At 71.6% G+C, this 25237-nt stretch carries 28 protein-coding genes; 9 read left to right on the top strand and 19 right to left on the bottom strand.

Annotated features, from left to right (window positions below):
• Positions 1-468 precede the first annotated feature (468 nt).
• From AB0N03_RS14540 to AB0N03_RS14530, 3 genes are read right to left on the bottom strand one after another with little or no spacing between them, the layout of a single operon-like run.
• Positions 469-1755, bottom strand: a complete 1287-nt coding sequence (locus AB0N03_RS14540) for a geranylgeranyl reductase family protein (protein ID WP_364370638.1) — start codon at positions 1753-1755, stop codon at positions 469-471.
• A 9-nt stretch (positions 1756-1764) separates the two neighbouring features.
• Positions 1765-2454: a demethylmenaquinone methyltransferase gene (locus tag AB0N03_RS14535; RefSeq protein WP_364370635.1), complete on the bottom strand. Its 690-nt coding sequence runs from the start codon at positions 2452-2454 to the stop codon at positions 1765-1767.
• Positions 2455-2463: 9 nt separating this feature from the next.
• Positions 2464-3009: a DUF4386 domain-containing protein gene (locus AB0N03_RS14530; RefSeq protein WP_364370632.1), complete on the bottom strand. Its 546-nt coding sequence runs from the start codon at positions 3007-3009 to the stop codon at positions 2464-2466.
• A gap of 53 nt (positions 3010-3062) precedes the next feature.
• On the opposite strand from AB0N03_RS14530, the gene AB0N03_RS14525 reads away from it, so the two are divergent.
• Positions 3063-3521 (top strand): MarR family transcriptional regulator, encoded by a 459-nt coding sequence (locus AB0N03_RS14525; RefSeq protein ID WP_364370629.1) that lies wholly within the window; start codon positions 3063-3065, stop codon positions 3519-3521.
• 11 nt (positions 3522-3532) lie between these two features.
• On the opposite strand, the gene AB0N03_RS14520 is transcribed toward AB0N03_RS14525, so the two are convergent.
• Both AB0N03_RS14520 and AB0N03_RS14515 read right to left on the bottom strand, forming a co-directional pair.
• Positions 3533-4636 (bottom strand): glycosyltransferase, encoded by a 1104-nt coding sequence (locus AB0N03_RS14520; protein ID WP_364370626.1) that lies wholly within the window; start codon positions 4634-4636, stop codon positions 3533-3535.
• A gap of 1 nt (position 4637) precedes the next feature.
• On the bottom strand, positions 4638-5708 hold the full coding sequence (locus tag AB0N03_RS14515; RefSeq protein WP_364370623.1) for a glycosyltransferase family 1 protein: 1071 nt from the start codon (positions 5706-5708) through the stop codon (positions 4638-4640).
• Between the two features lie 177 nt (positions 5709-5885).
• On the opposite strand from AB0N03_RS14515, the gene AB0N03_RS14510 reads away from it, so the two are divergent.
• A complete protein-coding gene (locus AB0N03_RS14510; RefSeq protein ID WP_364370620.1) occupies positions 5886-6722 on the top strand; it encodes an inositol monophosphatase in 837 nt (278 codons plus the stop codon).
• A gap of 116 nt (positions 6723-6838) precedes the next feature.
• Here the strand turns inward: AB0N03_RS14510 and AB0N03_RS14505 are convergent, their stop codons facing one another.
• The 3 genes from AB0N03_RS14505 to menD form a co-directional block, all read right to left on the bottom strand.
• On the bottom strand, positions 6839-7288 hold the full coding sequence (locus tag AB0N03_RS14505; protein ID WP_364370617.1) for a DUF3592 domain-containing protein: 450 nt from the start codon (positions 7286-7288) through the stop codon (positions 6839-6841).
• A 22-nt stretch (positions 7289-7310) separates the two neighbouring features.
• The gene (locus AB0N03_RS14500; protein WP_364370614.1) at positions 7311-8828 is read right to left on the bottom strand and encodes a M1 family metallopeptidase; all 1518 of its coding nucleotides are present in this window, start codon (positions 8826-8828) and stop codon (positions 7311-7313) included.
• Positions 8829-8984: 156 nt separating this feature from the next.
• Complete coding sequence (menD, locus tag AB0N03_RS14495; RefSeq protein ID WP_364370612.1) at positions 8985-10661, bottom strand: 2-succinyl-5-enolpyruvyl-6-hydroxy-3-cyclohexene-1-carboxylic-acid synthase; 1677 nt, start codon at positions 10659-10661, stop codon at positions 8985-8987.
• Between the two features lie 51 nt (positions 10662-10712).
• Here menD and AB0N03_RS14490 point away from each other — a divergent pair, with 51 nt between their 5' ends.
• From AB0N03_RS14490 to AB0N03_RS14475, 4 genes are read left to right on the top strand one after another with little or no spacing between them, the layout of a single operon-like run.
• A complete protein-coding gene (locus AB0N03_RS14490; RefSeq protein WP_364370609.1) occupies positions 10713-11636 on the top strand; it encodes a 1,4-dihydroxy-2-naphthoyl-CoA synthase in 924 nt (307 codons plus the stop codon).
• 1 nt (position 11637) lies between these two features.
• Positions 11638-12771, top strand: coding sequence for an o-succinylbenzoate--CoA ligase (gene menE, locus AB0N03_RS14485; protein ID WP_364370999.1), 1134 nt, complete (start codon positions 11638-11640; stop codon positions 12769-12771).
• Positions 12772-12822: 51 nt separating this feature from the next.
• Positions 12823-12966 carry a hypothetical protein gene (locus AB0N03_RS14480; protein WP_364370606.1) on the top strand — a complete coding sequence of 48 codons (144 nt, stop codon included), beginning with the start codon at positions 12823-12825 and terminating at the stop codon, positions 12964-12966.
• A gap of 49 nt (positions 12967-13015) precedes the next feature.
• Positions 13016-13885 (top strand): 1,4-dihydroxy-2-naphthoate polyprenyltransferase, encoded by an 870-nt coding sequence (locus AB0N03_RS14475; protein WP_364370603.1) that lies wholly within the window; start codon positions 13016-13018, stop codon positions 13883-13885.
• Here the strand turns inward: AB0N03_RS14475 and AB0N03_RS14470 are convergent.
• From AB0N03_RS14470 to AB0N03_RS14460, 3 genes are read right to left on the bottom strand one after another with little or no spacing between them, the layout of a single operon-like run.
• Entirely contained in the window at positions 13882-14964 is a 1083-nt protein-coding gene (locus AB0N03_RS14470; protein WP_364370600.1) for a PLP-dependent cysteine synthase family protein, read from the bottom strand. The genes AB0N03_RS14475 and AB0N03_RS14470 overlap by 4 nt on opposite strands.
• Positions 14961-15248, bottom strand: coding sequence for a DUF4229 domain-containing protein (locus AB0N03_RS14465; protein WP_364370597.1), 288 nt, complete (start codon positions 15246-15248; stop codon positions 14961-14963). Before AB0N03_RS14465 ends, AB0N03_RS14470 begins: the two co-directional genes overlap by 4 nt.
• An 11-nt stretch (positions 15249-15259) precedes the next feature.
• Positions 15260-15733, bottom strand: a complete 474-nt coding sequence (locus AB0N03_RS14460; RefSeq protein ID WP_364370594.1) for an Lrp/AsnC family transcriptional regulator — start codon at positions 15731-15733, stop codon at positions 15260-15262.
• 279 nt (positions 15734-16012) lie between these two features.
• On the opposite strand from AB0N03_RS14460, the gene AB0N03_RS14455 reads away from it, so the two are divergent.
• Both AB0N03_RS14455 and AB0N03_RS14450 read left to right on the top strand, forming a co-directional pair.
• Entirely contained in the window at positions 16013-16225 is a 213-nt protein-coding gene (locus tag AB0N03_RS14455) for a BldC family transcriptional regulator (protein ID WP_072474890.1), read from the top strand.
• A gap of 152 nt (positions 16226-16377) precedes the next feature.
• Positions 16378-16560, top strand: coding sequence for a hypothetical protein (locus AB0N03_RS14450; RefSeq protein WP_360472197.1), 183 nt, complete (start codon positions 16378-16380; stop codon positions 16558-16560).
• 57 nt (positions 16561-16617) lie between these two features.
• Here AB0N03_RS14450 and AB0N03_RS14445 read toward each other — a convergent pair whose 3' ends face one another.
• The 7 genes from AB0N03_RS14445 to hemL all read right to left on the bottom strand — a co-directional run bounded on the left by AB0N03_RS14445 (position 16618) and on the right by hemL (position 24093).
• Entirely contained in the window at positions 16618-17988 is a 1371-nt protein-coding gene (locus AB0N03_RS14445) for an AAA family ATPase (RefSeq protein ID WP_364370591.1), read from the bottom strand.
• A gap of 76 nt (positions 17989-18064) precedes the next feature.
• The gene (ccsB, locus tag AB0N03_RS14440) at positions 18065-19033 is read right to left on the bottom strand and encodes a c-type cytochrome biogenesis protein CcsB (protein WP_364370588.1); all 969 of its coding nucleotides are present in this window, start codon (positions 19031-19033) and stop codon (positions 18065-18067) included.
• Positions 19034-19036: 3 nt separating this feature from the next.
• Positions 19037-20641, bottom strand: coding sequence for a cytochrome c biogenesis protein ResB (locus AB0N03_RS14435; protein WP_364370585.1), 1605 nt, complete (start codon positions 20639-20641; stop codon positions 19037-19039).
• Positions 20638-21411, bottom strand: a complete 774-nt coding sequence (locus AB0N03_RS14430; RefSeq protein WP_364370582.1) for a cytochrome c biogenesis CcdA family protein — start codon at positions 21409-21411, stop codon at positions 20638-20640. Before AB0N03_RS14430 ends, AB0N03_RS14435 begins: the two co-directional genes overlap by 4 nt.
• Before the next feature lie 191 nt (positions 21412-21602).
• Positions 21603-22172, bottom strand: a complete 570-nt coding sequence (locus AB0N03_RS14425; RefSeq protein WP_364370579.1) for a TlpA disulfide reductase family protein — start codon at positions 22170-22172, stop codon at positions 21603-21605.
• Complete coding sequence (locus AB0N03_RS14420; protein ID WP_364370576.1) at positions 22169-22795, bottom strand: histidine phosphatase family protein; 627 nt, start codon at positions 22793-22795, stop codon at positions 22169-22171. Before AB0N03_RS14420 ends, AB0N03_RS14425 begins: the two co-directional genes overlap by 4 nt.
• The gene (gene hemL, locus AB0N03_RS14415; protein ID WP_364370573.1) at positions 22792-24093 is read right to left on the bottom strand and encodes a glutamate-1-semialdehyde 2,1-aminomutase; all 1302 of its coding nucleotides are present in this window, start codon (positions 24091-24093) and stop codon (positions 22792-22794) included. The genes AB0N03_RS14420 and hemL overlap by 4 nt, the downstream gene beginning before the upstream one ends.
• Before the next feature lie 61 nt (positions 24094-24154).
• On the opposite strand from hemL, the gene AB0N03_RS14410 reads away from it, so the two are divergent.
• A complete protein-coding gene (locus AB0N03_RS14410) occupies positions 24155-24631 on the top strand; it encodes a TspO/MBR family protein (protein ID WP_364370570.1) in 477 nt (158 codons plus the stop codon).
• Here AB0N03_RS14410 and AB0N03_RS14405 read toward each other — a convergent pair.
• Positions 24628-25203 carry a hypothetical protein gene (locus AB0N03_RS14405; RefSeq protein WP_364370567.1) on the bottom strand — a complete coding sequence of 192 codons (576 nt, stop codon included), beginning with the start codon at positions 25201-25203 and terminating at the stop codon, positions 24628-24630. The genes AB0N03_RS14410 and AB0N03_RS14405 overlap by 4 nt on opposite strands.
• Between the last annotated feature and the right edge of the window lie 34 nt (positions 25204-25237).

The raw sequence follows: 25237 nt of genomic DNA, 5'->3' as shown, positions 1-25237 counted from the left end.
TGGCCTCGTCGGCACCCTAAGGGACCTGGGTCACACCGCCGAGGGTCAGGGTCTCCTTACGGCCCGTGGCTGGACCGCGCGGTGCTTGTGAAATAGTTCACAAGCCACTCGTCGCGGATGTGAAGGGATTCACAAAGCATGGGGGGAGTGTAGGACGCGACTCACATTCTTGTCCCTAGACCCCCATGTTATAAGGGTGACCTAACCTCCGGCGCCAACGTTGTCACGGCTCGGCAACGGCCCGCGCGCGACCTGCGCGAAGGCCTCTCGAGATAGCCCGTCGGCCGGACAATCCGGGCGCTGACCTGTGACCGATCCCACTGGCCGTACGGCCAACTTGCTACGCCACCCGAGTGTCCGCACGCGAAAAGCGCCCCAATGTGGCCTTCGGTGCGTTCAACGCACCCAAGGGGCCCTTCGGTGCGTTGAACGCAACCAAGGCCGCCTTGGGGCGCTCGGGAACTCGGGTCAGCGGGGGGTGGGGGTGGCGCGGGCCAAGGCCGAGATCAGGCGGTCGACGCCGTCGCCGCCCTTGGCGTCGTAGCAGCCTGACAAACCCTTGTAGACCAGCGGCAGGAGCTTGTTGATGCGCAGCCCGTACTTCGTGCAGGCGTGCATGATCTTCGGCTTGCCGATGATCCGCGCGAACACGTTCCCCAGCCGGTAGTAGCCGCCCATCAGCTCGCCGACCGCGCGCGGGTACGCCTCCAGCGCCCGCTCGCGCGAAGGTCCTTCGCGCCGGGCCAGGGCCTGGACGACGACCTCCGCCGCGATCTGCGCGGACTCCATCGCCGCGGAGATGCCTTCGCCGTTGAACGGGCTGACCATGCCGCCCGCGTCGCCCAGCAGCAGGAGCCCGTCGCGGTAGTGCGGGGTGCGGTTGAAGCCCATCGGGAGGCCGGCGCCGCCGACCTTGCCGATCGCGTTCTCCTCGCGGTAGCCCCACTCCTCCGGCGTCCCGTCGAGCCACTGGCGCAGCAGCGCCCGGTAGTCCGTGTTCCGGAACGACGCCGACGTCGAGAGCATTCCCAGGCCGACGTTCACCGTGCCGTCGCCGAGCGGGAACGCCCAGCCGTAGCCCGGCAGCAGCTTCGGGTCCCGCGGGTCCGAGCGGTCCCACAGCTCGAGGTGCCCCTCGATGAACGGGTCGTCGTGGCGCGGGCTCTTGTAGTACTGGCGCACCGCCACGCCCATCGGGCGCTTCTCGTTCTTCTGGATGCCCACGCTCAGCGCGAGCCGTGCGGACACGCCGTCGCAGGCCAGGACCAGCGGCGCGCGGTAGTGCACCGGCGTCCGCTCCGGGCCGACCTTCGCCTCGACACCGACCACGCGCCCGGCCGGGCTGGTGATCGCGCCGGTGACCGTGGTGCGCTCGTACAGCCGCGCGCCCGCCTTCACCGCGAGCTTCGCGAGGAGGTCGTCGAAGTCGTGGCGGGTCCGGGAAACGCCGTACGGCGGGTAGCTGGTCAAGTCCGGCCAGTCGAGCTCCAGCGTCAGGTCGCCGGTGAGGATCCGCAGGCCGCGGCTGTGCACCCAGCCGGCTTCCTCGCTCGTGTCGATGCCGAGGTCGATGAGCTGCTTGACGCCGCGCGGGGTCAGGCCGTCGCCGCAGACCTTCTCGCGGGGGAACTCGGTCTTCTCCAGCAGCAACACGTCGACGCCCGCTCGGGCCAGGTAGGTCGCGACGGTGGATCCTGCGGGCCCGGCGCCGACGACGATGACTTCGGCGTCCTGGTCAGGGCTACGACGACTCATACCGCGAGTTTAGGCAGGCTTCTTCGCGCGGTGGATCGCCACGACGCCGAATGTGAGGTTCAACCACTCGACGTCGGTCCAGCCCGCGCTCGCGATGATCTCGCCGAGCGTGCGCTGGTCCGGCCAGGCCAGCATCGATTCGGCCAGGTAGGAGTACGCCTCGGGGTTCGACGACGTCCGCTTGCCGACCCAGGTCAGCAGCTTCAGCATGAACCGCCGGTGGATGAACCGGATCGGGGCGAACGGCGGCGTCGAGACCTCGCAGATCACCAGCCGGCCGCCCGGCTTGACCACGCGGGCGATCTCGGTGAGCGCCGCCTTCGTGTCGACGAAGTTGCGCAGCGCGAGGGAGATCGTCACGGCGTCGAAGCTCTCGTCGGCGAACGGCAGGTTCAGCGCGTCCGCCGCGACCATCGGGACCTTGCGGTGCAGCCCGGCGCGCAGCATGCCGAACGAGAAGTCCGCGGCCAGGCACCAGGCGCCACCGCGGGCGTACTCGACGGTGGACACCCCGGTGCCGGCGGCGAGGTCCAGGACCTTCTCGCCACGGCGGGCGTCGAGCACGCGGGCGGTGGTGGTGCGCCAGCGCCGGTCGAAGCCGAAGGTCATGAACGAGTTCGCCCGGTCGTACCCGTCCGCGACGCCGTCGAACATCGCGGCGACTTCGTGCGGGTCCTTGTCCAGGCTTGCGCGTGACATGACCTGAGATTAGTCGCGCGGCTTGGTGAAGCTCGCGAGCACCAGCCAGATGAGCCCGCCGAAGCGTCCCACCGGGATCAGCGGGTAGAGCGCCGGCGTCAGCATGCCGAAGATCGAGAGCCCGGCCGCCGCGGCGACGACGTAGCCGGTGATCGCCGGCCATCTCGCCTGGGTTCCCGCCACGGCGGCGATGAGGAGCGCGAGGGGCACGGCGAACCCGAAGGCGCCGCTCGCGAAGGCCAGCGACGTGAAGGGGCGGGCGACGTCCGGAATCTGGGCGGCCGTCCAAGTGGCGAGGCCGCTGAGCAGGAGCGAGCCCGAGGCGAGCAGGCCACCGGCGAAGCCGAGCCGCGGCGGTCCGGCCGCCGCGGTCCAGGTCGCGAGGGACAGCCCGGCGCCGAAGACGACCAGGGCCAGCAGCTGGACGAGGCCCTGGTGGGTGGCGTTGTAGGCGGCGACGTCGGCGGCGGACGAGTCCGGGCGGCTGCCGGTGGCGCCCAGGACTCCCCCGGCGACGGTGAACAGGCCGTAGGCGACGACTGCAATTCGTTTCATGACGTAAACGATTACACTGGTGTAATCAATTGTCAACGACTATCGTTCCGGCCATGGAAGGCTCCCCGTTCGGCAGCGCGTTCCTGCTCGCCCAGGTCGGCGCGCACGCGGCGATGCGGTTCACCGAGCGGATCGGCGAGCTGGACCTGACGCCGCCGCAGGTCGGGCTGCTGCGGCTGGTCGCGTCGCGGCCCGGGCAGAGCCAGCAGGCGCTGGCGAAGCAGCTCGGCACGCCGGCGACGCGGCTGGTCCCGCTGGTCGACGGCCTGGAGAAGCGCGGCCTGATCGAGCGTCGGCGCAACGCGGAAGACCGGCGGCTCTACGCGCTGGAGCTGAGCTCAGCCGGTCGGGAGCTGATGGGCCGCATCGCCCGGACAGCGGCGGCCCACGACCGCACGATCACCGCGGCGCTCACCGACGACGAGCGCGCGACGCTCCACACCCTCCTGACGAAGATCGCCGACGACCAGGGCCTCACCCCAGGCGTCCACCCCGGCTACGCGCGTCCCTGAAAAGTGCCAGGTCAGCGGAAGGCGGCCAGCATTCCGGCCACTGCGGCCGCCCAGGTGAACTCCTCCGCCCGCGCCCGGGCCGCCGCGCGGCGCACGTCCTCCGGGCTCTCGAGCAGGTCCGTCACCGCCGAGGCGAACGCGGGCGCGTGGTCGTCGACCGCCGCGCCGCAGTCCGGGCGCACGATCTCCCGCAGCGCCGACGACGCCGACACCACCACCGGCGTCCCCGAGGCCAGTGCCTCCAGCGCCGCCAGCCCGAACGTCTCGTGAGGACCGGGCGCGAGGGAGACGTCCGCGCTGGCCAGCAGCCGCGCGACCTCGCCGCGGCCGGACAGGAACCCCAGGAACGTCACCGGCAGCCCCCGCGCGCGCCGCTCCAGCGCGCGTCGCCGCGGCCCGTCCCCGGCGACGGCAAGCCGGACCCGCGCGCCCGCCTCCGTCAGCTCCGCGACAGTGTCCACGCTGCGTTCCACGTGCTTCTCCGCCGAGAGACGTCCACAGTGGACGAGGAGCGCGTCCGCTCCCCCGGCGAGGCCGGTGCGCCAGCCGTCGTCGCGCATGGCGGGCCGGAACGTCGTGAGGTCGACGCCGAGCGGCACCCGGTGGACGTTCGGCGCGGCGATCCGGTCGAACTCGGCGCGCGCGAACGCCGTCGTGCAGACGACCGTGTCGTAGCTCGCGGCCATCCGGCGGTTCGCGGCGTCGGCGACGCGGCGCGCGACCGGCTCGGGCAACAGGAACTGCTCCAGCAGCCGGTCGAGGCGCTCGTGGGAGATGACCGTGCTCGGGACGCCGTGCCGCCGCGCCCAGCCGCCCATCCCCCGCAGCGTCAACCGGTCCGACACCTCCAGCCGGTCGGGTTCGAGTCTTCGCAGGACCGCGCGGACGCGGTGCGGGTCGACGGCGCGGTAGCCGCCGGTGCCCGGGAGCTTCGGCGCCGGCAAGGAAAACCGGCGGACTCCGGTCGGCAGGACCTCGTCGGCGTAGCGCGTGCCGGGCACGACGAGCGTCACCTCGTGGCCGCTCGCGACGTACCCGGCGCCGAGGTGGTGCAGTGCCGTGCGCAGCCCGCCCGAGCGCGGCCCGTAGAAGTTCGCGAGCTGGACGATGTGCATGTCAGGCCGCGCGGGCGGCCCGGCCCTGCACGGCTTCGTAGTGCCCCATCAGCTCGCGGCAGACGGCGGGCCAGGTGCGGCCGAGCACGACCTTGCGCGCCTTCTCGCCGAGCCTCGCCCGCAGCGCGGGGTCGCGCAGGGCGTCGACCTTCTCGACGAGCGCCGGGCCGAACCCCGCGCGGTCGGCGGGCAGCAGGTAGCCGGTGCGGCCGGGCAGGACGAGGTCCTTCGGGCCGCCCGCGTCCGGCGCGAGCACCGGCAGGCCGGACGCCATCGCCTCCTGCACCGCCTGGCAGAACGTCTCGTGCGGGCCGGTGTGGACGAAGACGTCGAAGCTCGCGTACGCCTTCGAGAGCTCGTCGCCGTACTTCGCGCCGAGAAAGGCCGCGCCGGGCAGCTGTTCCTTGAGCGAGGGCACCGCCGGGCCGTCGCCGACGACGACCACGCGGACTCCGGGCATCCCGGCCAGCGCGGCCAGCCGGTCGACCTCCTTCTCGGGCGCCAACCGGCCGACGAACCCGACGAGCAGCTCGCCGTTCGGCGCCAGCTCGGCCCGCAGCGCCGCGTCGGCGTGCTCCGGGGAGAACCGTTCGATGTCGACGCCCCGCGCCCAGCGGTGCACGCGCGGGACGCCGTGCAGCTCCAGCTGCTCGACCGCGTCGCTGGACGGGGCGAGGGTCCGGTCGGCGCGGGAGTGCAGCCGCCGCACCCAGCGCCAGGCGGCCCGCGCGGCGATGCCGAAGCCGTACGCGGCGGCGAACCCGGCGATGTCGGTCTGGTAGACGGCGATCGACGGCACCCGCAGCCGGCGCGCCGCGGCCAGCCCGCGCGCGCCCACCACGAACGGCGAGGCCAGGTGCACGACGTCCGGGCCGAACGCGGCCAGCGCGTTCAGCACCGTGCGCGTCGGCACGCCGATCGGCAGGGAGTTGACGCCGGGGAAGTCGAGCGCGGGGATCCGGACGACCGGGGCGCCGCGGTAGGAGTCCGGGCCGGGGCCAGGAGCGATGATCAGCACGTCGTGGGCGCGTTCGCGCAGGTGCTCGACGACCCGCAGGACGGAGTTGGTCACGCCGTTCACCTGGGGCAGGAAACTTTCGGTGACTATGGCGACTCGCACGTCTTGGACGATCGCACCCGATCCTGGCGACGGCGTGACACCTCGGCCAACGCTGCCGGAACAGATCGGCCACGACATGTCATCTCAAGGTCGTGTCCCGGAAACCAGCGGGACCCAGACTAAGCAGGCATGACCCTCTTGTCCTCCCGGCCGCCGCGGCCCGTCGAGCCCGGCCTGCTGTCGAGGGCGCTCGAAGTGGCCGGACGGCTGGCCAACGACGCCACCGACGTGATCACCGCGACCGCCGGCCGCGGCGCGCACCCTTCCACCCTGGACTCCCCGTTCGACTGGGTCACCGACACCGACCGGATCCTGGAGCGGCACACGCGCCGCGTCCTGACGGCGGAGTTCCCGGGCATCCCGGTGGTGGGCCACGAGTTCGGCGCCGACCACGGCGCGGACGTCGCCGAGTACCGCTGGGTGGTCGACTCGGTGGACGGCACGGCGAATTACGTGGCGGGAGTGCCGTGGTGCGCGTACAGCCTGGCGCTGGTCGACGCGGCGGGGCCGGTGGTGGGGGTGGTGGCGGACCCGTACCGCGCCCAGATCTACGCGGCCGCGCGCGGCCGGGGGGCCCGCGCGAACGGCAAGCCGGTCCGGCTGACGGACCGCTGCGTGACGGCGGGAGCGCTGGTCTGCACGGAGTTCGCGCGGCGAGGCCCGTGGCCGGGAATGGGCGGATTCATCGAGCGCGCGGCGGCGGCGCACGCGGGGGTGCGGGTGCTGGGGTCGGCGGCGTTGTCCATCGCCCAGGTCGCGCTGGGGCACGCGGCCGCGGCGGTGCTGCACAGCTATCACGAGTGGGACGTGGCCGGGTCCGTGGCGATGGCCATCGAGGCTGGGGCCGTGGTGCTGGACAAGCACGGGGAGGACACGGCGCTGCCGACGGACGGCTTGCTGGTGGCGGCGCCGGGGGTGGCGGACGAGGTGCTGGGGTGGTGGCAGGAGACGGCCGGGACAGGCTGAGTTGTCCACATCGGGTCCGGTTGTCCACAGATTTGCCGCGTCACCCCTTCGGGGAGCCCGGTGCCGATAAGCTGGGACAGGGCACGGCCCCCAGGGTGTGGCGGGGTTCTGTCCCGTCAGGCGGCGGCCGGAACCTCGGCGTGAGCCCGCTTGTTCAGCCGCCGGATCCACCACAGCACCGGCCCCGCCACCAGCCACGTGAAGAACACGAAGCTCCCCAGCGGCAGCAGCGTCAACGTCGCCGACCGGCCGGCCACCCGGGCCAGCTCCGGGTCCGTCGCGTCGTACTCGATGCGGACCAGCTGGCCCGCCGCCAGGCCGTCCGGGTACAGGACGCCGTTCGCCGGGCTGTGGACGATGCCGTCCGGGGTCTCGAAGTGGATGATCGTGCGGTCGAACGCCACCGAATCGACCGTCGCGTTCGCCGTGCCGAGCTGGGCCGCGATCGCGCCGTCGTTGCGGATCGCCGCGAACAACAAGCACACGCACATGACGGTGAGGAGCGAGGCGACGCCGAGGGTGACCCACCACCCGACGCGCCTCACCCGCTCACCTCTCGTGCTCACGCCGCGAGCGTAGCGGTCTCGCTCAGTGCGCGTGTTCGGCGGCGAGATTCCGGTGGTTCGCCTGAATCTGGTCGAACGACTTCGGCTTCACCGAGGCCGCACGCGCGGTGAACGCCGCCGGCGAAGCGCCGTTCGGGCCCACCGAAGGCTTGCCGGCCGTGTACAGCCACGTCTGGAACAGGTCGTACAGCGGCTTGCCCGAAACCTTCTCGGCCAGCGCGATGAACTCCTGGATCCGGCCGTCCTTGCCGCCCTTCTGGACCTGCCAGGCCTGAAGGATCTTGAAGAACGCTTCGTCGCCGACGGCCGTCCGCAGCGCCTGCAGCGTCAGCGCGCCGCGGTCGTACACGGCGTTGTCGAACTGGTTGTCCGCGCCCGGGTCGGCCGGGACGAGCTTCCACAGGTCGCCGTCGGCCGGGTTGGAGTCGTACGTGTACTGCGCGAGCTCGGCGACCGTGCCCTCGCCCTCGTGCTCCGACCACAGCCACTCCGCGTAGGACGCGAAGCCCTCGTTCAGCCAGATGTCGCTCCAGCGGCCGAGCGAGACGTTGTCGCCGAACCACTGGTGGGCGTTCTCGTGCGCGATCAACGTCGTGTTGGAGCCCGCCGCGAAGTTGCGCGCGCCGTAGGTCGGCCGGGTCTGGTTCTCCAGCGAGAACGTGATGCCGGTGGTGACGACACCGCCCTCGGCCTCGAACGGGTACGGCCCGAACTGCGTCGCCAGGAACGCGTCGATCTCCGGCGTCCGCTCGACGCTGGCCTTCGCCGCGTACAGCGAGTCGCCGAGGTCGGAGCCGTACGCCGTGATGAACGGCTTGCCGTCCGGCGTGGTCGACTGGTTCAGCTCGTACTTGCCGACGATGAACGACGTCAGGTACGTGGCCTGCGGCTTCGTGCTGCGCCACTGCCAGCGGGTCCAGCCGGCGCGGCTCTTCGTCTTGCGGACGAGCGTGCCGTTGGTGACGGCGACGTTGTCGTCCGGCGCCTCGATGGAGACGTCGTAGGTCGCCTTGTCGGTCGGGTGGTCGTTGGCCGGGAACCACCAGGCCGAGCTCTGCGGCTCGTCGACGCCGAGGGCGCCGAAGGAGCCCTTCTTCCAGGCGTTGAGGCCGTCGACCCGCTCGGTCGACGGGGTGTCGGAGTAGGCGACGACGACGGTCGCGGTCTGGCCCTTGAGCAGCGGCTGCGCCGGGGTGACGACGAGTTCGCCGTTGCCGTTCTGGTTCGCGAACTGCGCCGGGCGGTTGTTCACCAGCACGCTCGACGCCTTGAGCGCGAAGTCCAGGTCGAACCGCGAAAGGTCCTGCGTGGCGGTGAGCAGCAGCGTCGTCGTGCCCGCCAGCACGTCGCTCGCGGGCTGGTAGGTCAGGCGGATGTCGTAGTGCAGCACGTCCGTCCCGCCGTTGCCGGCGTTCGGGTAGTACGAGTCACCGACACCGGGCGCGCCGGGTGCCGGAGCCGCACTGGCGGTGCCGGCGAGCAGCACCGAGGCGACCCCGGCCGCGAGCACACCGAGGCCGGTGCGAGTTCTTGCACGCATTCGAATCCCTCCAACGGGTGAGGTTCAGCGCGCTCGAACGTAGCCAGCCAGGGAGGTGCCAGGTACAGCCAAAGGAAGGTTCTTGCCTACTGGGATCAAGATCGGAAACCGGTTGACGTGGCGGTTCGTCCCGATCAACCGGCCGAACCCCGCGGGTCAGACCGCCGACACCGCGCCGGACACCGCGGCCCGCAGCCGGCCGTGCAGGTCCCGGTGCCGCGACCGGTCCACCCGCACCTCCACCACCCGCAGCCCCGGCGCCGGCCGCAAGGCCGCGCGGAACTCCGTCAGCGTCTCCGCCACCACGTGCGGCACCCGGTACCCGGCGCACAACGCGCCCAGGTCCGCGCCGTGCGGTGTCCCGAACACCCGCTCGAAGCTCGCCGCGTGCTCCGGTGCGCCCTGCTCCAGCAGCGAGAAGATGCCGCCGCCGTCGTCGTTGCACACCACGATCGTCAGGTCCGGGCGCTGCTCCGCCGGGCCCGTCAGCAGCCCCGACGCGTCGTGCAGGAACGTCAGGTCGCCCAGCAGCGCGTACGACGGGCCGCGGTGGACGTACGCCGCGCCGATCGCCGTCGAGACCGTGCCGTCGATGCCCGCCACCCCGCGGTTGCGGTGCACCAGGACGTCCGGGCGGAGCCGGCCGGCCAGCGCCACGTCGCGCGTCGGGTTGGACGAGCCCACCACCAGCAGCGAGTCGGCCGGCAGCGCGTCCACCAGCTCGGACGCCACCCGCAGCCCCGAAGGCCACGGCTCCGCGTCCAGCACCGCCGAAACCGCCGACGACGCCGCCGCGTCGGCGCGGCGCCAGCTCGCCAGCCACTCCGGGTCGGCCGGCTTCGTCGGCTCGTCGAACCACTGCCCGACCTGCCGGACGTTGTGCGCGGGCGCCGGCCAGTCCGAGTCCGGGCGCACCAGCAGGACCTCGACCGACGGGTCGGAGATCACTTTCTGGATCTGCCGGAACACGGTCGGCCGGCCGAGGCAGAGCACCTGCTCCGGCTTGTGCTTGGCGATGAACTCCTCTACACCCAGCAGCCACGCGCCGGACGAGATCGCCGTGCCGCCGGACAGCCCCAGCCCGCCGGTCTCCGACACCACCGGCCAGCCGTGCTGCTCGGCCCACTCGCTGGCCGCCTGGACGCCGGTGTCGCACGCGATCACCAGGCCGTGGCGCGCCGAAGGCACCACGAACGACGGCAGCGCGCCGAAGTCCGGCAGCTCGGTCCAGCGGGACCCGTCGGGACGGCCGTCGAGCGATTCGTACCATTCGCCGTCGTCGTCGAGGTCCGGCACCAGCGGCTCGCGGAACGGGATGTTCAGGTGCACCGGCCCGCAGCGCCACTCGCCGTAGGCCGCGTTCCAGGCCCGGCAGATCTGGCTGCGCCAGTACGAGTTCTGGCCGGCCCGCCTCTCGGCGACGGCCAGCTCGTCGAAGTAGCGGGCGGCGCCGCCGTAAAGCTGGTGCTGGTCGATGACCTGGGACGCCCCGGCCGCGCGCAGCTCGGGCGGCCGATCGGCGGTCAGGACGATCAGCGGGACGCCGGCGCGGTCGGCCTCCAGCACCGCCGGGTGGAAGTTCGCGGCCGCGGTGCCGGACGTGCAGAGCACGGCTACCGGACGGCCGGTGCGCGCGGCGATGCCCAGGGCGAGGAAGGCGGCGCCGCGCTCGTCGATGCGGACGTGGAGCCGGAGCTTCCCGGCGGCCGCCGCGTCATACAGCGCGATGGACAGCGGCGCGTTGCGGGAGCCCGGGCAGAGGACGACGTGCGAGACGGTGTTGCGGACGAGTTCGTCGACGATGACCCTGGCCTGCGCGGTGGAAGGGTTCACCGGCAGGCGCCAAACAGATCGGATATGTCCACAGGTCCTATTCTCCCAAACGTGGATGACGCCCGAGTTTCCGAGCTGTTCGACCCCGCCGCGTGGACCGAGGTCGAAGGTTTCGCCTTCACCGACATCACCTACCACCGCTCCGCTGAGAACCGCGGCGGCAAACGCGTGGTGCGCGTCGCGTTCGACCGTCCGGAGGTTCGCAACGCCTTCCGGCCGCACACCGTCGACGAGCTCTACCGGGCGCTGGACCACGCCCGGATGAGCTCGGACGTCGGCTGCGTCCTGCTCACCGGCAACGGCCCCTCGCCCAAGGACGGCGGGTGGGCGTTCTGCTCCGGTGGTGACCAGCGTATTCGCGGACGCTCCGGGTATCAGTACGCGAGCGGCGAGACCTCCGACACGGTGGACCCCGCGCGGGCCGGCCGGCTGCACATCCTCGAGGTCCAGCGGCTGATCCGGTTCCTGCCGAAACCGGTGATCGCGGTCGTGCCGGGCTGGGCCGCGGGCGGCGGGCACTCCCTGCACGTCGTGTGCGATCTCACGCTCGCCTCGGCCGAGCACGCGAAGTTCAAGCAGACCGACGCCGACGTCGGCTCGTTCGACGGCGGCTACGGCTCGGCTTACCTGGCGAAGATGGTCGGGCAGAAGTTCGCCCGCGAGATCTTCTTCCTCGGCCGCGAGTACTCCGCCGAGCAGATGCACCAGATGGGCGCGGTGAACGCGGTCGTCCCGCACGCCGACCTCGAAAAAGAGGCCCTGACCTGGGCGTGGGAGATCACCCGCAAGTCGCCGACGGCGCAGCGCATGCTCAAGTACGCGTTCAACCTCACCGACGACGGCATGGTCGGCCAGCAGCTGTTCGCCGGCGAGACCACGCGCCTGGCGTACATGCAGGACGAAGCCGTCGAAGGCCGTGACGCCTTCCTCCAGAAGCGCGACCCCGACTTCGAGGACGTCCCCTATTACTACTGAGCTGCTCCCCGTCCACCTCGACGGCTCGCCCGAAGCGCTCGAAGCGCTGAAGGGAGCCGTCGCGGACGCTCTGGGCGGCGGCCTGGCCGTACTGCCCTTCACCGACCCCGCGCTGCGCGACGCGATGACGCCGGACGAGCCCGCCGAGCCGGACACCGCCGTCGTCATCGCCACTTCGGGCTCGACCGGCGCGCCCAAGGGCGTGCTGCTCTCGGCCCGCGCGCTGACCGCGTCCGCCGAGGCCACGCACGCGCGCCTCGGCGGGCCGGGGCACTGGCTGCTCGCGACCCCGGCGCACTACATCGGCGGCCTGCAGGTGCTGGTCCGGTCGCTGCTGGCGGGCACTGAGCCCGCGTTCCTGACCGGCGCCGGCTTCCGGCCGGACGACTTCGCCGCCGCGGCCGCGAAGCTGAAAGGCGGCCCGCGGTACACGGCTTTGGTGCCGACCCAGCTCGTCCGGCTGCTCGACGACGGCGGCGCCGGGCTGGCCGCGGCGAAGGCGTTCGACGCGATCGTGGTCGGCGCGGCGGCGACGTCGGCGGCCCTGCGCGAGCGCGCGGCCGACGCCGGCGTCCGGATCGTGCCCGCGTACGGGATGAGCGAGACCGCGAGCGGCTGCGTCTACGACGGCTTCCCCCTCGACGGCGTCCGCGTCGACGTCACCGGGGACCGGATCCGGATCGCCGGCGACGTCCTCGCGCACGGCTACCGGCTTCGGCCCGATCTCACGGCGGAGTCCTTCAGCGACGGCTGGTTCACGACGTCCGACCGTGGGGTTCGTCACGACGACGGCCGGATCGAGGTCCTCGGCCGGGCCGACGACATGATCAACACCGGCGGCGTGAAGGTGTCCGCCCACGCGATCGAGCGGGTGCTCGGCGCTCGGCCGGGCGTGCGGGACGCGTGCGTCGTCGGGCTGCCGGACCCGGAATGGGGCGAGGCCGTCGTGGCGCTGGTCGTCCCGGAAGGTGAACCTCCCGAAGCGGACGAACTGCGCGCGGCGGTCCGGGCCGAGCTGGGCGCGGCGGCCACGCCGAAACGCGTCGAGTACGGCGCTGAGCTGCCTCTTCGCGGTCCGGGCAAGATCGATCGCGCGGCGGTGAAGGCGCGACTTCTGTCGGGTTTGAGCGGCTGAACGGCCGCACTTCGTTGACATGTACGGCGTGCACCCGCTTGGCTACTCACCATGACGCGCTGGATCAGAATCGCCCTGGCAGGCACCGCCGTCACGCTGGGGCTGCTGCTCCCCGCGGGCGCCGCACTGGCCGACCCGCCCGCCGGCGAGCCCAACAGCGGCACGCTCACCTGGCAGCTGCCGACCACCGACTGACTTCCCGGGTTCCCGCTCCCGGGTGATCGTCATGGCGTTGAATGGCGCCATGGCGAGCTTGAGCGAGTGGATCGAAGGGGCCCGGCCCCGGACGCTGCCGAACGCGGTGGCGCCCGTGGTGGCGGGCGTCGGCGCGGCGATCGCGCTGGACGCGTTCTCGTGGTGGCGCTCGGCCTTGGCGCTGCTCGTCTCCCTCTCGCTGATCGTCGGCGTCAACTACGCCAACGACTACTCCGACGGCATCCGCGGCACGGACGAGAACCGCGTCGGGCCGTTGCGGCTGGTCGGGTCCGGGGTCGCCGCGCCGAAGGCCGTGCTGACGGCGGCGCTGGCCGCGCTGGGCCTCGCCGGCGTGCTGGGGTTGCTGCTGGTCGCGCTGAGCGGGCACTGGTGGCTGCTGGCCATGGGCGGCATCTGCATCCTCGGCGCGTGGTTCTACACGGGCGGCAAGAAGCCGTACGGCTACTACGGTTTCGGCGAGATCGCCGTGTTCGTGTTCTTCGGCCTGGCCGGTGTCCTGGGCACGGTGTACGTCCAGGCCGGACGGGTCAGCTGGGCCGCGCTCGCGTGCGCGGTCGCGGTCGGCAGCTTCTCGACGGCGGTCCTGACGGCCAACAACCTGCGTGACATCCCGACCGACGTCGAGTCCGGCAAGCGCACGCTGGCGACGCGCCTCGGCGACGGCGGGACGCGGCGGCTGTACCTGGTGCTGATCGCGGTGCCGTACGTGCTCGGGATCGTGCTCGGGATCTTCCACCCGCTGCTGCTGATCACCCTGCTGACGGCACCGATGCTGCTGAAGTCGGTCCGCGCGGTCGGTGGCGGTGCCCACGGGCGCGAGCTGATCCCGGCGTTGCGGGACACGGGTCTGGCGATGCTGGCCTGGGCCGTGCTGGCCGCGGTGGCGCTGAGCTTCTAGCTCTCCGGGAGGAACTTCCCCGTCGTCAGGAACTCCTCGAACAACGCCGTGTGCGGCGCCAGGTCGAGCTCCTGCTGCGCCACCCACTCGTCGTTGTAGTACGTGTGCGCGTACCGCTCGCCGCCGTCGCACAGCAGCGTCACGACGCTGCCCGCCTGGCCGTCCTCGACCATGCGTGAGATGAGCCGGAACGCGCCGTAGAGGTTCGTGCCCGTCGAGCCGCCCGCCCAGTGCCCGGTGCGCTCGCGCAGCAGCCGGATCGCCGCCAGGGAGCCCGCGTCGGGGATCTGGAACATCTCGTCGATGACGCCCGGCACGAACGACGGTTCGCAGCGCGGCCGGCCGATCCCCTCGATCCGCGAGGGCATGCCGGTCGCGTAGTCGAGCGCGCCGGTCTCCCAGGCACCGAAGAAGGACGAGTTCTCCGGGTCGACCACGCAGATCTTCGTCGTGTGGCGCTTGTAGCGGACGTACCGGCCGAAGGTCGCGCTCGTGCCGCCCGTGCCCGCGCCGACCACGATCCACGCCGGCACCGGGTGGCGCTCCGAGCGCATCTGCGCGAAGACCGACTCGGCGATGTTGTTGTTGCCGCGCCAGTCCGTCGCGCGCTCGGCGTAGGTGAACTGGTCGAGGTAGTGCCCGCCGCACTCGGCCGCGAGCCGCTCCGCCTCGGAGTACATGGCCGGCGCCTCGTCGATGTAGTGGCACTCGCCGCCGTAGAACTCGATGAGCGCGATCTTCTCCTTCGACGTGCGCCGCGGCACGACGGTGATGAAGCGCAGGCCGAGCATGCGGGCGAAGTAGGCCTCGGACACCGCGGTCGAGCCGCTGGACGCCTCGACGAGCACGGTGTCCGGCCCGATCTGGCCGTTGACGAGCCCGTACAGGAACAGCGACCGCGCCAGCCGGTGCTTCAGCGAGCCGGTCGGGTGGACGGACTCGTCCTTGAGGTACAGGTCGATGCCCCACTCCGGGGGCAGCGGGAAGACGTGCAGGTGGGTGTCGGCGCTGCGGTTCGCGTCGGCTTCGATGATCCGGACGGCCTCGCGGACCCAGCTGCGGGCGTGCAAGCGGCTCATTCGGGCCGGCCGGCGACGTCTCCGCGCAGCTGTGCGCGCAGGTCGGCCCGGGCCCGGGCGCGCTTCTCGTTGCGCTTGGCCAGGCCCGCCGTGACGCGGGCGTTCAGCGGGCGGAAGAGCAGGAGGCCCAGCGGCAGCCCCACGACGAGGCCGACGACCAGCGCGACCAGCAGCGGCACGCCGACCAGGGACAGCACCCACGCGATCACCGCGACCAGCACGAACCGCGCCAGCAGGTACAGCGTCAGGTCACGGGCCAGCTGCGGGGCCTTCTCGTCGCTCACACCAACGCAGGCTACGCGCCGCCCGCCCGGTCCCGCTGCAGGCCCGCGTTGTTCGGGCGCCCCTCGAAGCGCGTCGAGAGCACGACGGTCGTGTTCGTCCGCCCGACGCCGGGGATGCGCCGCAGCCGCCCGAGGGTGCGCTCCAGCTCGTCGACGGTCGAGACGCGCACCTTGACGACGAACGCCTCGTCGCCCGCCACCGCGTAGCAGCTCTCGACCTCGTCGAGCTCGGCCAGCGCGTCGGCGACGTCGTCCTCCGTGGCGGTGTCGGTCGGGTGGATGCTGACGAGGGCGGTGACGCCGAGGCCGACCGAGCTCGGGTCGACGACCGCGTGGTAGCCGGTGATCACGCCGGCGGCTTCCAGCTTGCCCACCCGCTCGTGCACCGACGACGCGGAGAGCCCGACCGCCCGCCCGAGGTCCGCATAAGTGGCCCGTCCGTTGATACGCAACGCCGCGATGATCTTCCGGTCCAACTGATCCACGGCATCACTCTATGCGGTTGGACAATCCCCCATTGGCACCACGCCACGCGGCCGATGACCGGGACGAACGACCTCCGGGCACGTCAGGTCACGGGAAATTAGTTGCACAACGTAAGCAACCTGTCCGTTTTGACCTTTAAGGGCTCTTTACTGTTGGACAACCGTTCGAGTACCCGACGGGTGAAGTGCAACGATTGCCGTGTTGGCTACCCCGGCGGAACGGGCCAAAAGGGCCCGGACGCCTCCGGTATAGCAGTGAGGTCGTTAAGGAGGCGGAAAATGACCGCGACGATGGGCGGACGGCTGCTCACCCCTGGTGAGGTGGCAGCACTGTTCCGAGTAGACCCCAAGACGGTCACCCGGTGGGCGACGGCGGGCCGGATCGGCTCGATCCGGACCCCGGGCGGGCACCGGCGATTCCGGGAGTCCGAGGTGAACGAGCTCCTCGCGGAGCTGACCACGGACGCCAGCGAACCGGCCCGCAAGGCCTGAACCATCTCGAGCGCCGGGCCGTGTCGGGTACGGGGGACTTTCCCCCGCCCCGCGCGGCCCTTCGTGTTCTGGTCGTCACCCCGCTCGACGGGGTTCGGGCCGAAACCGGCTCGACGGGTTAACCTCGGGGGACCCACACGGAAGGATCCGGCATGCTCGCTCTGCTCGCAGCGGTCGGCGCGCTGGTCGTCGCCCTGCTCCTGTGGCGGTCGTTCGCCGGTCAGCGGATGGTCACTTCGCCCCCGCGCCGCGCCCCGATCGCCCCGGACGACGACCCCGACTTCCTGCGTCAGCTGTCCGAACAGCAGCGCAAGCGCCGGGACGAAGACGGCTGACGCACTGAAGGCCACCTCCGGGCGGTAGCTCCCGATGGTGGCCTTCCGCGGCTTTACCTACCGGTAGCCCTGGGAGAGCGGGGTGGCGAAGCCGTCGGCCACGGTCGCGGCCAGGTCCAGCAGCGCCAGGCGCGTGTCGCCGGACAGGCGGTCCAGCTCGATCTCCGCGCCCTCCTCCAGGTGCGGGTCGAACGGCACCTTGCACACCGCCCGGACCTTCGCGCCGAAGTGGGCCGACAGCTTGTCGAGGTCGACCGAACCGCCCTTGGGACGGACCGAGTTGATCACCGCCACCGAACGCTTCACCAACTCGCCGTAGCCGTGGGCCTCGAGCCAGTCGAGCGTCGCCGAGGCGCTGCGGGCGCCGTCCACCGAGCCCGACGACACCACCACCAGCGCGTCCGCGACGTCGAGGACGCCCTTCATCGCCGAGTGCATCAGGCCGGTGCCGCAGTCGGTGAGCACGATGTTGTAGAAGTGCTCGAGCAGGTTGACCGTGCGCCGGTAGTCCTCCTCGGAGAAAGCCTCGGAGACGGCCGGGTCCTGCTCGCTGGCGAGGATTTCCAGCCGGCTGGCGCCCTGGGACGTGTACGACCGGACGTCGCTGTAGCGCGTGATACGGGCCGCGTCGCGCAGGAGGTGGCGGACCGTCGCCGTCGTCTCCAGCGGGAGCTTCTGCGACAGCGTGCCGCGGTCCGGATTGGCGTCCACCGCCACCACGCGGTCGCCGCGCAGGGAGGCGAACGTCGCCCCGAGCGTCGTCGTCACCGTCGTCTTGCCGACGCCGCCCTTCAACGACAGCATCGCGATCTTGTAGCACCCGCGCAGCGGCTGGTTGACCCGCGCGATGAGGTCACGGCGCTGGGTGTCCGCCGGGCTCTCGCCGGGGTTGAGCAGCTTGCCCGTGCCGACGTAGACGGCCTTGCGCCAGCCCGACTGCGGAGGCCGCTTGACCTGCTTGACCAGGTGCGCGGTCGACAGGTCGTGGCCGTGGCCCGGCTGCTGCGGCGCCGCGTGCCGGCCGCCCTGGGGCTGCGGCAGCCCGGACGGCTGCTGCTGCGGGTACTGGGCCTGCGCCTGGGCGTACTGCGGCTGCAGCGGCGGCAGGTTCTGGTCGTAGCCGTACTGGGCTCCGGGCACCTGGTGCGGCCCGGACACCGCCGGGTTCGGCACCTGGTGCGGCCCCGAAACCGCCGGGTTCGGCACCTGGTGGGGGCCGGACACGGCCGGGTTCGGCACCTGGTGGGGGCCGGACACGGCCGGGTTGGGGGGCGGCGCGACCGCCTGGGTCGGCTGCACGTCGAACGCCCCCGACGTCTCCGGGTGCGGATGCGAGTCCGTCCGGTCTTCGGCGAACAGGCTCACCTCAGGCTGCTTTTCGGCCTGTTCGGGGTGGCCAGGAGCCGATTCTTCGCTGGGTCCGGTCACCGGTGTAAACCTCCGCGCACTCCGCCCGACATCACTCCCCCTGAGGACGACGGTAGTCGGCGGACCCGCGGTCTGCTCAGCCCACCCCGGCGTACGAGTGCAAGCCCGCCGTGACGAGGTTCACGAAGAACAGGTTGAAGATCATCGCGGCGAACCCGACGATGTTGATCGCCGCGGCCCGGGCCCCGCGCCAGCCCGCGGTCGCCCGCGAGTGCAGGTAGGCCGCGTAGATGACCCAGGCGATGAACGCGACGGTCTCCTTGGGGTCCCAGCCCCAGAACCGGCCCCAGGCCGACTCGGCCCAGACCGCGCCGCAAAGCACGCCGAAGGTGAAGACCGGGAACGCGAAGATCGTCGTCCGGTAGGCGATCCGGTCGAGGACGTCGGCCTCGGGCAGCTTCGAAGCGAACCGCGCGAACTTCGTCCCGTCTTTTTCGTAGGCCGAGCGGAACAGGTAGAGCACGCTCGCCACACCCGGGACGAGGAACACGCCGGAGCCGATGATGGCCGCCGAGACGTGGATGACCAGCCAGTACGACTGCAGCGCGGGCTGCACCGGCGCCGCGGTCGTGTACAGCAGCGTGCCGTTGATGAACATCAGGATCACGACGGGCAGCAGCAGGAAGCCGGTGAGGTGCCGGACCGGGAACTTCTTCATCACGACGATCCAGGTGACGACCGTGATGAAGGTGACCGCCATGCCGTACTCGTACATGTTGCCCCACGGCGCGCGGTGCACGGCGAGCCCGCGCAGCACGATCGCCGACAGCTGCAGCAGCGCGCCGAGCACGAGCAGCGCCGCGCCCATCCGGCCGATCCGCTCGGGGCGGCCGACCTCGCGCTGCGCGGCCTGGACCTCCTCGATCGGCGGCCCGCCGGCGCCGACGAGCTCGCGCGCACGGAGCTTGGCGCGCTCGGTGGCGAGCCGGCCCTTGGCGCCGAAGCCCTGCTCGACCAGCGTCATCATCAGCGCGACGACGTAGATCGCCGCGGCGGTGGTGTAGAGCCAGTCGCTGTAGGTCGACAGCGTCTCGTTGATCGGCATGCCTCAGCCCTTCTGACCACTGATCAGGCGTTCACTGATCCGGTGGAACTCTTCGCCGTACCCGGCCTGGTCGGTGCGGGCCAGTCCGGCGACCTCGATCACCGTACCCGGGTCGTTCTCGGTCCCCGGCTTCACCCGCACCCACAGCCTTCGGCGCTTGACCAGCAGCGACGCGCCGAGGCCGAGGAACATCGAGATGGCGAAACCGAGCACGAACACCTGCGTCGGGTCGTGGGAGACCTGCAGGGAGACCCAGTGGTTGACGCCGTCGAAGCGGACCTTCGTGCCGTCGTCGAGCGTGATCTCCTGGCCGATCTTCATGTTCTCGCGGGCGATCTTCTTCAGCCGGCCGTCGTCCACGAGCGACTGGTCGATCTCGAACACCGACTGGCCCCGCCCGGCGTCCAGGCCGAGGTCGCCGCGCAGGATGTCGACGGCGACCGCGGGGTCGTTCAGCTCCGGCGCCGACGACGTCAGGACGTTGCCGTGCAGGAACGACGTCGGCGCGAACAGCCCGGTGATGGCGAGCTGGCGGGTCCGCCGCTGCACCTCGTCGGTGACGCCGGGCTGGTCGAACTTCGTCGCGCCCTCGGCGAGCATCGTCGTCGGGTCGACCGTGCGCCACTGGGTGTTCTGGGTGCGCTTGTCGCCGTTGGGGAAGGTCACCGTGAACTGCGGCGAGTAGCCCTGGCCGAGCAGGTAGACGCGGTCGCCGGCGGTGCGCAGCGGCGAATTGACCTCGAGGCCGTACGGGCGCCAGGTGTTCGTGTCGAGGTCTTCGCCGGACTGGTACTGGATGTTCGCGTGGTAGTACTCCGGCTCGCCGGCCGGCGTGTACCGCACGGTGAAGTCGTCGACCTTCACGCAGAACGGGTCGAGGTCGGTGCCGTCGACGCGCAGGCCCGCGTTGAAGGAGTCGTAGTTGTAGATGCCGGAGTTGCAGAAGCTGTCGCCGTCGGCCTGGACGATGACCTGGCCTTCGTAGCCGAAGAGCTTGCCCAGCGCGAAGAACACGATCAGGCCGAGCATGCTGAAGTGGAAGAGCAGGTTGCCGGTCTCGCGCAGGAACCCGCGTTCGGCGGAGATCGTGCGGACGCCGTCGGCTTCCTCGCGCTCGACCCGGCGCCAGCCGGACAGGTGCTGGTGGACGGCCGCGACCTCGGCGGCAGCGTCTGACACGTCGGACTTGCCGCGGCCGAGCCGGTAGTGCGGCATCCGCGCGAGGTTGCGCGGGGTCAGCACCGGCTTGGCGCGCATCGCCTTGACGTAGTCGAAGCTGCGCGGGGCCAGGCAGCCCACCAGGGAGATCATCAGCAGCAGGTAGATCGCCGAGAACCAGATGCTGGAGTAGACGTCGTAGAACTCGAGCTTGTCGAGCAGGGTTCCCCACCAGCCGTGGGCGCTGATGTACTCGTCGACCTTGGGGGCGTTGAGCTTGCGCTGCGGCAGGAGCGCGCCCGGCAGCGCGGCCAGCGCGAGCAGGAACAGCAGGACGAGCGCGATGCGCATCGACGTCAGGCCGCGCCAGGTGTTGCGCACGAAGGCGAAGGTGCGCTTCGCGGGTGTGGGGCCTTTCGGGGCCGCGGGCGGTGCTTCAGTGGTCGTCACAGCGGCAGCCTCAGGTCGCCCGCGAGCTCGTTGCGGAGCCAGCCCATCAGATCTCCCCACACGCCGGTGACCAACAGGATGCCGACGATCATCAGCAGCACGCCGCCGAAGATCTGCACCTGGCGGCCGTGCCGGCGCACCCAGTCGGTGGCGCGCACGGCCCAGCGGGCGCCGAGCGCGATGAGCAGGAACGGCAGCCCGAGGCCGAGGCAGTAGACGGCGATCAGCAGGTAGCCGCGGGCCTCGGCACCGCCGGTGGCGCTGGCCAGGGTGGTGACGGCCGACAGCGTCGGGCCGATGCACGGCGTCCAGCCGAGGCCGAAGACCGCGCCGAGCAGCGGGGCGCCCCAGACGCCGCCGCCCGGGACGCGGTGCGAGCGGACTTCGCGCTGCAGGCCGGGGATCCAGCCGAGGAAGACGAGCGCCATGCCGATGGTCAGGACGCCGCCGATGCGCTGGAGGAGGTCCTGGTTGAGGGTGAGCGTGTCGGCCAGCCAGACGAGGGTGCCGAGCGTGGCGACGAAGACGACGGTGAACCCGAGCACGAAGAGGAGGGCGGCGCCGAGGACGGCCCACCGGCCCTTCTTGCGCTCCTCATCGGCGCTGACCGCGGGGGCATCCGCACCGACGAGCGCGGCGAGGTACGCGAGGTACCCGGGCACCAGCGGCACCACGCACGGCGAGGCGAAGGAGATGGTTCCGGCCAGCAGCGCGACGCCCGCGGCGAGCAGCAGCGGTCCGGAGATCGCCAGCTCGGTCACGGAGTTCACCCCGTTGAGGGTAGGCAGTGAGGTCCCGGTGAGAACTCCGGGGCCGCTTCACAGGACCTCGGTCACAGCAGTTCAGGACCTTGGTCCCGCTCGTCCGGACCGTCCCGAGCGCCCCAATGTGGCCTTCGGTGCGTTCAGCGCACCCAAGGGGCCCTTCGGTGCGTTGAACGCAACCAAGGCCACATTGGAGATCAGGCCTCCGACTCCAGGCGCTGCGTGACCGGCAGCAGGTCCTGGGCCAGCACCTGCCGCAGGAACACCGCCGCCACGCGGTGCTGCTTGTCCAGCACGATCGTCGACGGGATGATGTTGCGCGGGTAGCCGCTCAGCTTGAGCAGGACCCGGCCGTCCGGGTCGTAGATCGACGGGTACGTCAGCTTCCGGTCGCGGACGAAGTCCTGCGCCACGTCCCGCGCCGGGTCGCGGACGTCGATGCCCACCACCTGGACGCCCGGTGCCTGGCGAGCCAGCGACTCCAGCTCCGGCACCTCCGTGCGGCACGGCCCGCACCACTGGCCCCACAGGTTGAGCACGACGACCTTGCCGGGGAAGTCCGCCAGCGACAGCTGCTTGCCCTCGTTCATCAGGTCGTCGCCCGCCAGCACCGGCGCCGTCTGGCGCTGGGCCAGGTCGTACGTGATGTCGACCTGGCCGCCCGGGGAGACGAAGCTGAAGCTGCTCCCTTGCACCACCGCGTCCTTGCCCGCGCTGCACCCGGCCAACGCCAGCAGCGCGAGAGCCGTGAAGAAGACCCTTTTCACGCCCCGGTCACCTTCGGGTCGGTGGTGCCCGCGGGCTCGCTGTAGACGATCTCGCGCAGCTCGTCGCCGTCGAAGACCAGCGACGTCAGGGACGCCAGCGAGCACTGGCGGTGCCGCGGGTCGTGCCACAGCCGCTTGCCCTCGAGGAACCGCCGCAACGTCCAGATCGGCAGCTGGTGCGACACGCACAGCGCCTCGTGCCCGTCCGCCGCCTCCCGCGCGCGGTGGACCGCGCCGAGCATCCGGTGGGCGATCTCCAGGTAGGGCTCGCCCCACGACGGCTTGAACGGGTTCACCAGCTTCGGCCAGTGCCGAGGCTCCCGCAGCGCGCCGTCGCCGACCGCGACGTGCAGGCCCTCGAACTGGTTGCCGGCCTCGATCAGGTTCTCGTCGGTCGCGATGTCGAGCCGGTGCGCCGCCGCGATCGGGCCCGCCGTCTCCTGCGCCCGCTGCAGCGGCGACGCGACGACGTGCACGAGGTCGTGACCGGCGACGGCTTCGGCGACCCTCAGCGCCTGCCGCTGCCCGCGCTCGGAGAGCTTGTAGCCGGGCAGACGGCCGTACAGGATCTTCTCGGGGTTGTGCACTTCGCCGTGGCGAAGCATGTGGACGACGGTGGTCACTTGACCGCCTCCGCCGCCGCGCGCGCCGCCGCCGGCAGAGCCGCTTCGATCACGGAGAACGCTTCGTCGTCCATGGCCGCGTTGACGAACCAGGCCTCGTACGCGCTCGGCGGCCCGTACACGCCGGCGTCGAGCAACGCGTGGAAGAACGCCGGGTAGCGCCACGTCTCGGACGCCTGCGCGCCCGCGTAGTCCCGCACCTCCTGGTCACCGAAGAACACGCTGACCAGGTTGCCCGCGTACTGGACGTGGTTGGCGACCCCGGCGGCGCTCAGCTCGCGGCGGAAGAGGTCGCCGAGGCGCTTGGCGTTGGCGTCGAGCGCCGCGTACACGGCGTGGTCGGCCGCGCGCAGCGTCGCGAGGCCCGCGGCCACCGCGACGGGGTTCCCGGACAGCGTCCCGGCCTGGTAGACCGGCCCGCCCGGGGCCAGCTTGGCCATCACGTCGGCGCGGCCGCCGAACGCCGCCGCCGGCAGCCCGCCGGACATCACCTTGCCGAACGTGTAGAGGTCGCCGGCCACGCCTTCGAGGCCGAACCAGCCCGCGCTCGAGACGCGGAACCCGGTCATCACCTCGTCCATGACCAGCAGCGCGCCGTGCTCGTGGGCCAGGTCGCGCAGGCCGGCGTTGAAGCCTTCGCCGGGCGCGATCGCGCCCATGTTGCCGGCCGCGGCCTCGGTGATCACCGCGGCGATCTCGCCGGGATTGTCCGCAAAGGACTGCCGGACGGCGTCGAGGTCGTTGTAGGGCAGCACGATCGTGTCCGCGGCCTGGGCGCCGGTGACGCCCGGCGACGTCGGCAGCCCGAGCGTCGCGACGCCGGAGCCGGCCTGGGCGAGCAGGGCGTCGACGTGACCGTGGTAACACCCGGCGAACTTCACGATCTTCGACCGGCCGGTGAACCCGCGGGCGAGCCGGATCGCACTCATCGTCGCTTCGGTGCCGGAGTTGACCAGGCGCACCTGCTCGACGGGCTCGACCCGGTTGATGATCTCCTCGGCCAGCTCGACCTCGCCGATCGTCGGCGTGCCGAACGACAGCCCGGACGACGCCGCCGCGCGCGCCGCCTCGACGACGTGCGGATGCGCGTGCCCCAGGATCATCGGGCCCCAGGACGACACCAGGTCGACGTAGCGGTTGCCGTCGGCGTCCCACAGGTGCGGGCCCTCGCCGCGGACCATGAACCGCGGGGTGCCGCCCACCGAGTTGAAGGCCCGGACCGGCGAGTTCACCCCGCCCGGGATGGCCGTCTTCGCGCGGTCGAACCATGCCTTGGACTGCTCGGTTCCAGTGCTCACGAGGTCCAGTCTCGCAAACCGCCCTAAGATGGCCGGACGCCGCCCGGGAGGGGAACAGCCGGTGACCGAACGTGCGTCACAGCGCAACCCGTGGCTGGTGCTGGCCTGCTTCCTCGGCGTCGTCGCCGTGGTGGCCGTGGTCGGCGCCCTGGCCGCGACCTCGTCGAAGGAGATCTACGCGCGGCTCGAGCTGCCGCCGTGGGCCCCGCCCGCGTCGCTGTTCGGTCCGGTGTGGACGGTGCTGTACGTCCTGATCGCACTGTCCGGCTGGCTGTATTGGCGCACGGACGGCGAAACCCGGGGTTTCGCCGTCTACGGCATCGGACTGCTGGCCAACCTGCTGTGGACGCCGCTGTTCTTCGAGGGCGGCGCGGCGAAGGCGGCGCTCGTCGACATCATCGTGCTGGACGTCGTCGTGATCGTCACGATCGTCCTGTTCACCCGCCGCTCGAAGCTCGCCGCCCTCCTGCTGGTGCCCTACCTCGCCTGGATCCTGTACGCGACGGCGCTCAACACCGCGATCATCGCGTACAACTAGCGCGCGGCCTCCTGGGTGATGGCCTGCGCGGCCACCGTCCCGTCGTCGCCCGCCTGGCCCTGGACGACGACCGTCGAGCCCGGTTTGAGGTCCGTGAGCTTGCCCTGCTGGGTCACGCCGACGGTGGTCGAGTCCGAAGTGGACACCTTGACGTCGGTGCCCTGCGCGGTTTTCACGTACACGGTGGTGCCGTCGACGTGGTCGACCGTGCCCGTGGTGCCGCGGCCGCCCGCGCCGCGGAAGCCGCCGCCCTGCTGCTGACCGGTGCCACCCTGCTGGCCACCTTGGGTGCCTTGGGTACCCCCCGACGGCCGGGTCGGCGTCGAGGAGGAAGACCCGAACGCCGCGTGCGTCCAGGCACCGCCGCCGAACGCGATCGCGAGCACCACGAGCCCGGCCAGCACCACCGTCGCGCGGGAGAACGGCTTCGCGGCGCGACGCATCTCGGCGTTCAGGTCACCGCCGACGGCGGGGTTGGCGATGATCTGCTCGGCGGTCGGCTCGACCGCCGGGAGCACGGCCGTCGGCTCGTCCCCCGCAGCCGGCGGCGGAGTCGTCGTGGACGAAGACATAGGCAAAGACTCCTTACTCGTGACGCACGGCGGC

The sequence above is a fragment of the Amycolatopsis sp. NPDC051061 genome (assembly GCF_040682935.1).
Taxonomy (GTDB): domain Bacteria; phylum Actinomycetota; class Actinomycetes; order Mycobacteriales; family Pseudonocardiaceae; genus Amycolatopsis.
The sequence above is the reverse complement of the archived record's forward strand: the minus strand, read 5'-3'. Positions and strand labels throughout refer to the sequence as shown.